The following is a 12,400-nucleotide window of genomic DNA, read 5'->3' on the forward strand; positions in this document are numbered from 1 at the left end:
GAACAACCTGTCAAAGATCGTTGAACGTGCCACCAACGTCACATTTTCCCATCGCGCGATTCTCGGTCCGTCCGCGCGTCCTCTTCGGCCTCCACGCGCGCCCTGGCAATACGTTCACGACGATCCGCGTGGACCATCGCCCGAATGGCCACGATGAAGAGAAAGGCAACCCCCACCGAGGGTGCGAGTGCCGCCAGAGAATCCCAGAGTCCGCTCATCGGGGCTTCACCAATGGGAAGGTGATGGTCTCCCGGATCCCCTGCCCGGTCAGCGCCATGAGGAGGCGGTCCACGCCCATCCCCATCCCGCCGGAGGGCGGCATGCCGTGCTCCATGGCCTGCAGGAACTCCTCGTCCACACGCATGGCCTCGACGTCGCCCCGGGCAGCGAGCTGCGCCTGCGCCTCGAAGCGCTGCCGCTGGATCACCGGGTCCACGAGCTCCGAATAGGCGGTGCCCAGTTCGAATCCACGTATATACAGGTCCCACTTCTCCACGACGCCCTCGATCTCCCGGTGCGCACGGGTCAGCGGTGAGGTGTCCACGGGGAAGTCCCGCACGAATGTGGGGGCATACAGGTGCTGCCCCACAAAGTGCTCCCAGAGTTCCTCCGCGACCTTGCCCGGCGTCGCAATAGCGGGGTTGATCGCGACGTCCACCCTCTCCGCGAGAGCGAGCAATTCCGATACCGGGGTCTGCGGGGTGATCCGGACACCGGCCGCCTCCGACAGCGAGAGATACAGGGACAGGTCCTGCCATTCGCCCCCGATCTCGTACTCGGTTCCGTCCGACAACGTCATGACGGTGCCGCCGAATACATCACGGGCCGCCGTCTGTACCAGTTCCCTGGTGAGGGTCGCCATCGTGTTGTAGTCGCCGTACGCCTGATAGGCCTCGAGCATGGCGAACTCCGGAGAGTGCGAGGAATCCGCCCCTTCATTTCGGAAGTTCCGATTGATCTCGAAGACGCGGTCGATGCCGCCGACCACGGCGCGCTTGAGGAATAGTTCCGGCGCGATCCGTAGATATAGGTCGATGTCGAACGCGTTCATGTGCGTCATGAACGGCCGGGCCGTCGCACCCCCGTGCATGGTCTGCAGCATGGGCGTCTCGATCTCGATGAAGTCGCTTGCGTGCAGGGAGTCCCGCAGGGACCGCACCACTGCGGCCCGGGTGCGGACCATGTCCCGCGCCGCCGGGCGAGAGATCAGGTCGAGATAGCGGCGCCGCACCCGCGACTCCTCCGAGGACTCCTTGTGCAGGGTGGGCAGCGGGCGGATCGCCTTCGCGGCGATCTCCCACGAGTCGGCCATCACGGAGAGTTCTCCGCGGCGGGACGCGATCACCCGGCCGTGCGCGTAGAAGTGGTCGCCCAGATCCACGAACGCCTTGAACCTCTCGAGCGACTCCTGACCCACCTCGGCGAGTGAGACCATCACCTGCAGCCGGCTCCCGGCACCGTCCTGGAGTGTGACGAAGCACAACTTCCCGGTGTTGCGCAGGTGCACGATCCGACCCGTGACGCCCACGACATCGTCGGTCTCGGTGCCCGGCTCGAGGTTCGGGTGGGCGGCCCGCACCCCGGCGATGCTGTCCGTGACCGGCAGCGTGACCGGGTACGGCTCGATCCCGTCGGCGAGCAGCTTCTCGCGCTTCTCCCGCCGGATCCGGACCTGCTCGGGCAGGTCGTCACCATCGGCGTCATCAGAGCCGACAGAGCCACCGATGAGGTTCGGCTCGGTCGGCACGGTGGAGGGCGGGGTCTCGTCGGTCACGCCCCAATCCTAACGAGAACGCGGATCGGCCCAGCTCACGACCGCGTTGTCGATGAGCCGCGTGGAGCCCACGCGGGCGGCGATCACGAGCAGCCCGTCCTCGGCCGGCTCGCCCTCCCGGGGGTAGGCGGTCATCGTCACCGGGTCGACGAGCTCGAGGTAGTCGACCCGCACCAGCGCCGGGTCCGCGGTCGCCAGCTCGGCGCGCGCAGCCTCGAGAACGTCCGCCGGCGGGCGCCCCTGCAGCGCGGCCCCCGCGCCCGCGCGCACCGTCCGGGAGAGCACCAGGGCGGCGCTGCGATCCGTCCGTGACAGGTGCACGTTCCGGCTGGAGAGCGCGAGCCCGTCCGGGTCGCGCACGGTCGGGACCGCGACCACGTCGACGCCCATGTTCAGATCGGCGACCATCCGGCGCACCAGGGCGAGCTGCTGGGCGTCCTTCTGCCCGAAGAGCGCGACGTCGGGGCCGGTCAGGTTCAGGAGTTTGTGCACCACGGTGAGCATCCCGTCGAAGTGCCCGGGCCGGTGCTCCCCCTCGAGCAACTCGCCCATCCGACCGGCGACGATCCGCACCTGCGGCTCCCCGCCGGGGTACACCTCGTCCACGGACGGCGCGAACACGACGTCGACGCCCTCCGCGCGGAGCACCGCCACATCCGCGTCGAGCGTGCGTGGGTAGGTCTCGAGATCCGCCTCGGAGGAGAACTGCAACGGGTTCACGAAGACGGTCACCACGACCTCGTCGGCCAGCTGCCGAGCGGCGCGCACCAGCGCGACGTGCCCCGCGTGCAACGCGCCCATGGTCATCACGACGGCGCGCCGGCCGCGCGGGCGGACCGCCCGCAGGTCAGCGACGGTGTGCACGACGACCGGGCCGTCATCGCCGTCATCGCCGTCGGTGGCCTCGCCGTCGGTGGCTTCACCGTCGGCACGCCGGTCGACGGCGGCACTCGCCCGCGTAGCCCCTGCCGCGGTGGCTGCCGGTGGTGGGCCGCCCGGGGTGGCGCTCTCCAGGGCGTCGAGCAGTTCGCCGGCCCGGGCCTCGCCGATCCGGCCGTTGACCAGCGCGCGCTGCACCGTGGCGCGCGCGAGTGCCACGTAGGTGGGAGCGATGTCGACGAGTCCGGGCCTGCCGTCGTCGGCCTCGGCCAAGGCGGTCAGGTGCTCGCGCACGGTGCCAACGTCGCCGCGGACCACGGGCCCGGTCAACGACGCCTCGCCACCGCGGAGTGCGCCGTCGAGCGCGGCCTGGAGCAGCGGCGTGAGCAGGGCCCCGCCGTCCTCCACCCCGGCCGCGGTCAGCAGTCGGATGGACTGAGCGGTCAGGGTGACCAGGTGGTTCGCGCCGTGGGCGAGGGCCGCGTGGTAGAGCCCACGGACGTCCTCGCCGAGGACCACCGGTTCGCCGCCGATCTCGACCACGAGGGCCTGCGCGATCGGCAGCACCGGGCCTGCGGCGGTGACCGCGAACGGGGCGCCGACGATCCGGGCCAGGTCCAGGCTGGTCCCGGTGAACGTCATGGCCGGGTGGATCGCCAGCGGGATCGCGCCTGCGGCGCGGGCCGGGGCGAGCACACCGGTGCCGTACCGGCCGGCGGTGTGCACGACGAGCTGTCCGGGCTGGAATGCCCCGAGGGTCGCCAGGCCGGAGACCAGGTCCCCGAGCACGTCGTCGGGGACGGTGAGCAGGAGGAGTTCGCTCCGTTCGACGACCGCCTCCACGTCGAGGACCGGCACGCCGGGCAGCAGCGCGTCGATCCGCTCGAGGGTGTCCTCGGACCCTCCGCTGGCGCCGACGACGGCGTGCCCCACCGAGCGCAGGGCGCTCGCGAGCACCGCCCCCACCCGGCCGGCACCGACGACCCCGACGCCGAGCCGTCCAGGTCGTGAGGTCACCCGTGCATCCTGCCACCGTCGCCGGGGCTGGTCGTACCCGCGCTGCGCCCCGGGAGCACGCCACCGTAGACGGGGCGCACCGGCGGGCTCGGCAGGATCCCGCCGTAGACGCCCGGTGGCACGGCCGGGCCGGCGACCCCGGAACCGCCGGTCTCCTCACCGGGGCCGGATTCGGCGCCGACGGCCAGCCGGGCGGTGCGGGGCAGCATCCAGCGCTCCGGCCCGGCCTCGCGACGGGCCCGGCGGGCCCGGTCGGCGACGTCCACGAGCAACTCGCGGACAGTGTCGGCGTCGATGTGTGTGACCATCGGCGTGATCGGGCCGGGGGTGGAGTGCAGCGAGAAGTTGGCGACCCGCAGTCGTCGGTCCAGCGGCCCTTCGGACAGGCCGAGGGACTGGGTGCGCTCGTGCGGCACGATGACCAGACGGCGCCAGATACGGCCGGTTCGAAGGATCGTCACGGTGTCGGTGACCCGGAAGCCGGTGCGGCGCCAGACCCACGGGTCGAGCCAGCGCACCCGGCGGGGGGAGGTCACGAAGCCCTCGTCGCCGCCGGTGCCGGACAGGCCGGCCTCGAGCAGTTCGAGCGGCCGCGGGTCGCCGAGGTCGGGCTGGACCAGGTACAGCAGCCGGCCGACCTCCTCGGTGGTGGCGACCGGATACAACACGCTGCCCGTGGTCTCCTCGGCGCCGTAGCCGGCGATGTTCACCTGCAGGCGCCACCAGCCGCGCTTGCGCCACAGCAGTGGCTGGGTCACCTGCACGGCCTGCACCCGGCCCGGAGGCACCGTCCGGGCCTTCGACTCGAGCAGGCCCTGCCGCACCCGCACGCCGTCGGGCGAGGTGGCGACTCGGAAGGCGAACTCCCCCGCGAACCGGCTCCACACGTACGCGGCCGCACCGAGCAGGGCGGGCGCGACGCCGAGGAACGGCGCGAGGCTCTGGTTCACCACGGCCAGCACGACGAGCACCGCCCCGGCGATCACGAACGCCATCACCCAGAACGAGAGGGCGAGGGAGCCGACCAGCCGGCCGGGTGCGAGCGCGAGCACCTCGCGCTCGGGTGCGGCTGGTGCGGAGGGTGCCGCGGCGCCGTCGGCCGCTTCCTCCACGGTCAGTCCGGCGGCCCGGGCCAGGAGTTCGTTGCGCAGCCGCTGCGCCTCGTCCTCGGTGAGGAAGGACAGGGTCAGGTTCGAGCCCGCCCCGCCCGCCGACTCGATCTTGAGCGAGGCGAAGCCGAACAGCCGGGCCAGCAGCGGCTGGGTGACGTCCACGGTCTGCACCCGGTCGAGCCGGAGGTGGCGCTGCTGGCGGAACAGCACACCGGAGTGCAGGTAGACGCTCTCCGGGCTGACGCCGTACCGGGTCCGGCTCCAGGCCAGGGCCGAGTAGCCGAGGCCGATCAGCGAGCCGACGACGATGACACCGATGATCACGAGCAGGAGCTGGGTGGCGGGCAGATCCAGCTGCCCGAGGGTGTCGGAGTACTGCCAGACGAAGATCGCGATCAGCGCGGCCGCGACCTTCCAGGCGTTCAGCAGCGGGGTGACGCGGTGCAGCTTGCGCCAGTCCACCTCCGCCTTCGTGGCGCGGTCGATGCTCACAGGCCGGCCAGCCTCGCCTCACCGCGAGCGGTCAGTTGATCGCGCAGCCGGGCCGCCTCCTCCTCGGCCAGTCCGGGGATCGAGGCGTCCGAGCCGGCCGAGGCGGTGTGCAGTTGCACGGCGGCGATCTTCATCTTGCGCGCGATCGGGCCGGCCTCGACGTCCACGTACTGCATCCGCCCATAGGGCACCACCACGAGGGAGCGGAACATCACCCCGCGTCGGATGAGCAGGTCGTCCTCGAGCTCGGCATAACCGATCGCGCGGACCTGCCGCGGGATCAGCCAGAGCAGCCAGGCGGTCAGCGCGAGCAGCCCGATCGGGAGGAGCCACATCGCCGAACCGACCACGATGGCGGGCCAGATCGTCACCAGGCCGGGCAGACCGAGGAAGATCCCGACGGAGATCTGGCGCACCGGGATCAGGCGTAGGGAGATCGGGCGCCACTGCACGCCCTCGATGTCGAGTGCAGGGCTGGTCGGTGTGGGCATGCGGCCATTCTCCCCGATCGGCCGGGGGTTTCGCGTCCACCGCGCGGTGGAGGGCCGTGGGGCGGACCACCCGGGTGACGAACTCAGCCGGGAGCCGGGCCGTCGTCCTCGTCCTCGGGGGGCACCTTGCAGCACCACTGGGTGAACAGGCCGGCCGCGATGAGCACCCCGGCGACGACGATCGCCACGCCGGCGGCGAACGCCTGCTCGCGCGGGTCGGGGGCCTCGGCGCGCGGCAGCGACAGCAGCAGGACCGCGAGGAAGTACCCGACGTGCACCGCACCGGTGAGCGCGGCGGCCTGCCCCAGCACGAGGATCCGGGCCGCGCCGATCGGGTCCGTGATCGTGCGTGCGCGCACGCCCCGCCGCACCCGCAGGCCCAGCAGCGCGACGCCGGCCGCGACCACGGCGAGCAGCACCACGACCGCCGGCGAGACCGGCGGGAGGGTGTTCCCGCGGCTGTCCCACCAGCGCAGCCCGATGACGGCGATGGTTCCGGCCACGATGATCGTGGCTGCCAGCACCCGCCAGCCGACCCGCTGCACGGTCAGTTCGGGTCGCGGCGCAGCGGCTGCCACTTCGGAGTGGCCTGCTGTTGGGCCTCCGGCTCGGACTCCGGTCCGGTCCAGCGCCGGCCAGGCCCACGGGTCTGCTCGTCCAGTTCGCCGTCATCGTCGGCCGGTGGGAACGACGCCGGTCCGGACCGGACGAACCCCGGGGAGGGCTCGGCCGCGGGTGGCTCGGGCGCGGACGGTTCGAAGCCCGACGGCGGCGCCTGGGGTTCGAAGCCGGACGGCGCCGGCGGCTCGTGGGTGGGTGGCTGCGGTGCGGGCGGCTCGTAGGGGGACGGCTGGTACGGCGGCGGCTCATGGCCGGGCGGTTGCGGGGGCGCGGGTGGCTCGTAGGGCGGCGGCTCGTGGCCGGGCGGCTGCGGGGGCGCGGGTGGCTCGTAGGGCGGCGGCTCATGGGCCGGCGGCTCGGTGGGGCCGGGCCGGGCGGGTCCGGGCGCCTCGCCGGACGACTGCCCGTAGGACGTCTGCCCGGACGGCTGCCCATAGGAGGGCTGCTCGCTGCCCGGCTCCTCATAGGAGGACTGCTCCTGGGAGGGCTGCCCGTAGGAGGGCCGCTCGTGCGCTCCGGGCTGCACCGGCGGCGCCTGGTACGTCGGGGCCGGGCTCGGGGGCAACGGCTCGAACGCAGACCTCCGGGCCGGGCCATCGGTCCGGGGCACCTGGGCCTCCGGAGGAAGCCCGAACGTCGATCCGCCTGGCTGCTCGGCCGCGGGCCGCCCGTACACGGACTCCGCGAACGGCTCCGGATCGGCCGACTCGTGTTCGCCGTCGACGGCACCAGTGCCGTCAGGGCTGTGAGGTCCGTCAGTGGCTGCTGGGCCGGAATGGGCGAGCAGCTCGAGGTCCTCGACCGACTCGCGGCCGGCCTGCTCGGGGGCGGCGAACTCGGAGGCAGCCGGCTCGGGGAGGTCGTCGGCCGTGGCCAGCGGAACGGCCGGGGGCATCCCGGACGCCTCGGATGCCATCGGGTCGATGAGGGCCCAACCCGCGCCGGACTGCTCGGGCTCGGGCGGCAGCTCGGCGTCGGCCGGGGCCACCGGTGCCGGCGGCGGCACCGGTGCCGGCGGGGGCACCGCCGGCGGGGCCTCTGACTCCGCCGGGGCAACGGGCGCCGGCCGGCTGACGAACTCCGGCGGGGCCGGCTCGCCGGCGGATTCGGCCGCGGCCGGCTCGGGCGCCGGGGCGGCTTCGGCGGCGTGGGACCGCGGCCCGTTCGTCGCGTCCAGCCAGTCGAGGGCGAGCCAGCGCACGCCGGTCCGGTCCGGAGCGGTCTCGGCGAGGGCCGCGACCGGCCCACCGCCGAGGCCCGGCAGGAACGCCGACGGGTCCGCCTGGGCCCACGGAACGAGCACGAACGCCCGCTCGTTGGCCCGCGGGTGCGGCAGGGTCAGTTCGGACTCGGCGCTGGAGATGCCGTCATAGGCGACGATGTCGATGTCGAGGGTGCGCTCGCCCCAGCGCTCGCGACGCTGGCGGCCGTGGGCGTCCTCGATCTCGTGCACCCGGTCCAGCAGGTCCATCGGGGACAGCGTGGTGCTGGCGAGCACGACGGCGTTGAGGAAGTCGGGCTGCGGCATCGCGTCCGGGAGCACGACGGCGGCGGTGCGAGCGAGCGGTGACACCGTCGCGACGCTCAGGCCCGGGACCTCCCGCAGATCCGCGACCGCGGCCCGCAACGTCGCCCGCACGTCGCCGACGTTGCCGCCGATCGAGAGGACCACCTCCGCGGGCTCGTCCGGCACCCGATGCAGGGCGGCGCCGGGCTCCTCGGCGGCCTCCTCGGGGACGCCCGGCACGCCGTCGAACGACTCGTCCGCGGCGGCGGCCGGAGACATCGAGTCGGCAGCGGGCGACGCATGCCCGAGCGCGGCAGCGGCCATCGCCCCACCAGCACCGGCGGGCACGGCCTCCGGGGCTGCGTCGTCCCCGGCGGCCCAGGGGCCGGTGACCGAGTCGCGCCGGATGGTGAGCTGCACGTCGGTGAACGGCACCCCGACCGGCGCCTCCGGCTTGTGCACGGTCACCTCGACCGACCGGACCGCGTTCGGCGCGAGCGCGGCGTCCGCGATCCGGGCCGCGAGCGTCTCGATGAGCTGGACCGGCTCGCCCTCGATGATCGCCACGACCGACTGGGCCACCGCGGCGTAGTCGACCGTGTCGACGAGGTCGTCGCTGGCGGAGGCGGCGCGGGTGTCGACGTGCAGCGTGACGTCCGCGAGGAAGGTCTGGCCGTCACGGCGTTCCTCGGCCAGGACGCCGTGGCGGCCAACCCCACCCAGCCCGATGAGGCGGATGACGTCGTGGACCTGGTTGTCCTCGGAGTTCATGGTGTCCCTTCTCGACCGTCCGAAATGGCTTCATTCTGCGCCGAACGCAGGGCCTGGGCCACCCTGACGGCGTCCACGGAGCCTGCCACCTCGTGCACCCGCACGCCCCACACCCCGTGGGCGGCCACCAGGGCGGTGACCGCGGCCGTGGCTCGGTCCCGGAACACCGGCAGCGACTCTGCCCCCGCGGCCTCGAGCAACTGCCCGAGGAACCGTTTGCGTGAGGCTCCGATCAGCACCGGATGGCCGAGCGCCGTCAGGGCGTCGAGTCCCGCGAGCAGGCGCCAGTTGTCGGCCCCGTTCTTGGCGAACCCCAGGCCCGGGTCGACGATGAGCCGCGCGGGATCGGCGCCCGCCGCGACGAGCGCCTCGAGGCGCCCGCGGAGTTCGGCGACGACCTCGCCGACGACCTCGCCGTAACCGGCTCGCTCGGCCATGACGTCGGCGTGGCCGCGCCAGTGCGAGACCACGTACCGGAACCCGCCCGCGGCGACGAGCGGCACCATCCGTGGGTCCGCGAGACCGCCGGAGACGTCGTTGATGATCTCGGCGCCGGCCTCGAGCGCGGCCTCGGCGACCTCGGCCCGCATGGTGTCCACGCTGATCACGGACCCGGAGGCGGCCAGGGCCTCGACGACCGGGACCACCCGCTGGAGCTCCTCGGCGAGGCTGACCCGTTCCGCGCCCGGACGGGTGGACTCACCACCGATGTCGAGGATGTCCGCGCCCTGCGCGAGCAGGTGCCGCCCATGGGCGATCGCGACGTCCTGCTCGAACCACTGTCCGCCGTCGCTGAACGAGTCCGGGGTGACGTTGACCACGCCCATCACGAGCGTTCGCGGTGTCATCCGGCCACCCTATCCAGTCGCCGGCGTGCGACCTCCACTCCCCGACGGGCGCGAGCCATCGCTCAGTCGCGCGCGATGAGGCTCATCGCCTCGGCGCGGGTGGCCGTGTTCCGCATCTGACCGCGCACCGCCGAGGTGACGGTCCGCGCACCCGGCTTGCGCACCCCGCGCATCGACATGCACAGGTGCTCGCACTCGACGACGACGATCACGCCGCGGGCATCCAGCAGCCGGACCAGTGCGTCCGCGATCTGGCTGGTCAGCCGTTCCTGGACCTGCGGCCGCTTCGCGAACACGTCGACCAGCCGGGCCAGTTTGCTCAAGCCCGTGACGGTGCCGTCCACCGACGGGATGTAGCCCACGTGGGCGACCCCGTGGAACGGCAGCAGGTGGTGCTCGCAGGTGGAGTAGACGGCGATGTCGCGGACGATCACCATCTCCTCGTGCTCGATCTCGAAGAAGGTCTGGACGACGTCCTCCGGTTCGGCATGCAGCCCCGCGAAGATCTCCGTGTAGGCCTTCGCCATCCGCTTCGGGGTGTCCCGCAGGCCGTCCCGGTCGGGGTCCTCCCCGACCGCGATCAGCAGGTCCCGGACGGCCCGCTCGACACCCTCGGCGTCATACGGGCGAGCGGGACGTACTTCTTCGGCCATGTCGGTCCGCCTCCTCAGGCCTGACCCGACGTGGGCGTGTCCGGTCCGGGCTCGCCGGACCCGCTCGACCCGCTCGAGCCACTCTGCCCAGCCTGCCCGGGGCCGGCGCCCGGGGTGGACTCGCCCGGGTAGGCGAACCGCTCCGGAACCTCGACGATCGTCTCGGCGGGCGCCTCGTCGTCACCGGCCGCTGCGGCCTGGTCCTGCGGCAGCATCGGCGCGTCGCCGCTGGCGATCTCGCGTGGGGACTGCACGGGCGGCACGTCGCTGACGGCGCGGTGCTGGCTGGACAGCCACACCGGGCGCGGCTCCCGCTTCGTGATCGGGATGAACACCTCGGCCAGCTCCGCCTGGTTCAGGGTCTCCCGCTCCAGCAGCGCGAGCGCGAGGTCGTCGAGCACCTGGCGGTAGTGGGTGAGGATCTCCCACGCCTCGTCGTGGGCGGAGTCGATGAACCGGCGGACCTCGTCGTCGACGAGCCCGGCGACGTCCTCGGAGTACTCCCGCTGGTGGCCCATGTCGCGGCCGAGGAACACCTCGCCGTCGGCCTGCCCGAGCCGGATCGCACCGACGCGCTCGCTCATGCCGAACTCCTTGACCATCTTGCGTGCGGTCGCGGTGGCCTTCTCGATGTCGTTCGAGGCACCCGTGGTCGGGTCGTGGAAGACGATCTCCTCGGCGACCCGACCGCCCATCGCGTACGCGAGCTGGTCGAGCAGCTCGTTGCGGGTGGTCGAGTACTTGTCCTCGGCCGGCATCACCATCGTGTACCCGAGGGCTCGCCCACGGGGCAGGATCGTCACCTTCGTGACCGGGTCGGTGTACCGGAGCGCCGCCGCCACCAGCGCGTGCCCGCCCTCGTGGTAGGCGGTGAGCTTGCGCTCCTTCTCGTTCATGATCCGGGACTTCTTCTGCGGGCCGGCGATCACGCGGTCGATCGCCTCGTCGAGCTCATGGTCACCGATCAGCTCCAGCCCGGTGCGGGCCGTGAGCAGGGCGGCCTCGTTCAGGACGTTCGCCAGGTCGGCACCACTGAATCCGGGGGTGCGCTTGGCCACGGCGTGCAGGTCGACCGTGGGCGCCATCGGCTTGCCCCTGGCGTGCACCTCGAGGATCGCCTGGCGGCCCTTCAGGTCCGGTGACTCGACGGAGATCTGACGGTCGAAGCGCCCCGGGCGGAGCAGGGCGGGGTCGAGGATGTCCGGACGGTTCGTCGCCGCGATCATGATGACGTTCGCGTTCGCGTCGAACCCGTCCATCTCCACCAGGAGCTGGTTCAGGGTCTGCTCACGCTCGTCGTGCCCGCCGCCTAGGCCGGCACCACGCTGACGACCGACGGCGTCGATCTCGTCCACGAAGATGATCGCCGGGGCGTTCGCCTTCGCCTGCTCGAACAGGTCCCGCACGCGCGAGGCACCCACACCCACGAACATCTCGACGAAGTCCGAACCGGAGATCGAGTAGAACGGGACCTCGGCCTCGCCGGCGACGGCGCGCGCCATCAGCGTCTTGCCGGTACCCGGCGCTCCGTACAGCAGCACACCCTTGGGGATCTTCGCCCCGACGGCCTGGAACCTGGCCGGCTCGGTGAGGAAGTCGCGGATCTCCTCGAGCTCCTCGATGGCCTCGTCCACGCCGGCGACGTCGCTGAACTTGACCTTCGGAGCCTCCTTGGAGACCTGCTTGGCCTTGGACTTCCCGAAGTTCATCATCCGGGAGTTGCCGCCCTGCAGGCGGGACATCAGGAACCAGAAGAGCCCCACCAGCAGCAGCACCGTGAGCAGCGTCATCAGCAGCGAGGACCACCACGGGGTCTGCGGGACGACGGAGTTGTACCCACCCTCCGGCTCGGCGGTCGCGATCGCCTCGGCGACGGTCTCGGCCTGCGGGGCGGCGTAGTAGAACTCGACGTCGCGGCCCATGTTCTGCTCCTCGTCGCCGTCGACGAGGTAGTCCTCGGTGAGCGTGAGGTTGACCCGCTGCTGACCGTCGGTGATCTGCGCCTGCTCGACAGTGTCCCCGGCGAGCAGTTCCAGACCCGCGGACGTGTCGATCTGCCGGGTTCCGCCGCCGCTCATGAGCTGGAAGCTCACGAAGATGATGACCAGCGGAAGGAGCACCCAGATGAGCGGCCCGCGCAACAACTTCTTCACATTCATCCTCGGTGTGGGGCCGGGCCCCGTCCCTCCTGCTCGCACTGTTAGACCGTGACGCTATACGACGGGGCCGGGAATC

The 12,400-nt window shown here is 72.3% G+C and carries 9 protein-coding genes; all 9 read right to left on the reverse strand.

Going from position 1 to position 12,400, the window contains the following annotated elements:
• Positions 1 to 214: 214 nt before the first annotated feature.
• Positions 215 to 1,774: a lysine--tRNA ligase gene (gene lysS, locus EXU48_RS12500; protein WP_207947713.1), complete on the reverse strand. Its 1,560-nt coding sequence runs from the start codon at positions 1,772 to 1,774 to the stop codon at positions 215 to 217.
• A 9-nt stretch (positions 1,775 to 1,783) separates the two neighbouring features.
• Positions 1,784 to 3,670 (reverse strand): pantoate--beta-alanine ligase, encoded by a 1,887-nt coding sequence (gene panC / locus EXU48_RS25420; RefSeq protein ID WP_328591643.1) that lies wholly within the window; start codon positions 3,668 to 3,670, stop codon positions 1,784 to 1,786.
• Positions 3,667 to 5,274, reverse strand: a complete 1,608-nt coding sequence (locus EXU48_RS12515) for a PH domain-containing protein (RefSeq protein ID WP_133107973.1) — start codon at positions 5,272 to 5,274, stop codon at positions 3,667 to 3,669. The genes panC and EXU48_RS12515 overlap by 4 nt, the downstream gene beginning before the upstream one ends.
• On the reverse strand, positions 5,271 to 5,765 hold the full coding sequence (locus EXU48_RS12520) for a PH domain-containing protein (protein ID WP_133107974.1): 495 nt from the start codon (positions 5,763 to 5,765) through the stop codon (positions 5,271 to 5,273). The genes EXU48_RS12515 and EXU48_RS12520 overlap by 4 nt, the downstream gene beginning before the upstream one ends.
• 83 nt (positions 5,766 to 5,848) lie before the next feature.
• Positions 5,849 to 6,343, reverse strand: a complete 495-nt coding sequence (locus EXU48_RS12525; protein WP_165962794.1) for a DUF3180 domain-containing protein — start codon at positions 6,341 to 6,343, stop codon at positions 5,849 to 5,851.
• On the reverse strand, positions 6,313 to 8,664 hold the full coding sequence (folK, locus tag EXU48_RS25330; RefSeq protein ID WP_133107976.1) for a 2-amino-4-hydroxy-6-hydroxymethyldihydropteridine diphosphokinase: 2,352 nt from the start codon (positions 8,662 to 8,664) through the stop codon (positions 6,313 to 6,315). Before folK ends, EXU48_RS12525 begins: the two co-directional genes overlap by 31 nt.
• The gene (gene folP / locus EXU48_RS12535) at positions 8,661 to 9,512 is read right to left on the reverse strand and encodes a dihydropteroate synthase (protein WP_207947714.1); all 852 of its coding nucleotides are present in this window, start codon (positions 9,510 to 9,512) and stop codon (positions 8,661 to 8,663) included. The genes folK and folP overlap by 4 nt, the downstream gene beginning before the upstream one ends.
• 62 nt (positions 9,513 to 9,574) lie before the next feature.
• Complete coding sequence (gene folE / locus EXU48_RS12540) at positions 9,575 to 10,165, reverse strand: GTP cyclohydrolase I FolE (protein WP_133107977.1); 591 nt, start codon at positions 10,163 to 10,165, stop codon at positions 9,575 to 9,577.
• Between the two features lie 14 nt (positions 10,166 to 10,179).
• Complete coding sequence (gene ftsH, locus EXU48_RS12545; protein ID WP_133107978.1) at positions 10,180 to 12,324, reverse strand: ATP-dependent zinc metalloprotease FtsH; 2,145 nt, start codon at positions 12,322 to 12,324, stop codon at positions 10,180 to 10,182.
• Positions 12,325 to 12,400: the final 76 nt, after the last annotated feature.

Source organism: Occultella glacieicola (assembly GCF_004353825.1).
GTDB classification, from domain to species: Bacteria; Actinomycetota; Actinomycetes; order Actinomycetales; family Beutenbergiaceae; genus Occultella; species Occultella glacieicola.

Coding starts and splice junctions, on each gene's coding strand:
- EXU48_RS12520 (WP_133107974.1), bottom strand. CDS start 5,765: ATGCCCACACCGACCAGCCCTGCACTCGACATCGAGGGCGTGCAGTGG.
- folK (WP_133107976.1), bottom strand. CDS start 8,664: ATGAACTCCGAGGACAACCAGGTCCACGACGTCATCCGCCTCATCGGG.
- folP (WP_207947714.1), bottom strand. CDS start 9,512: ATGACACCGCGAACGCTCGTGATGGGCGTGGTCAACGTCACCCCGGAC.
- folE (WP_133107977.1), bottom strand. CDS start 10,165: ATGGCCGAAGAAGTACGTCCCGCTCGCCCGTATGACGCCGAGGGTGTC.
- ftsH (WP_133107978.1), bottom strand. CDS start 12,324: ATGAATGTGAAGAAGTTGTTGCGCGGGCCGCTCATCTGGGTGCTCCTT.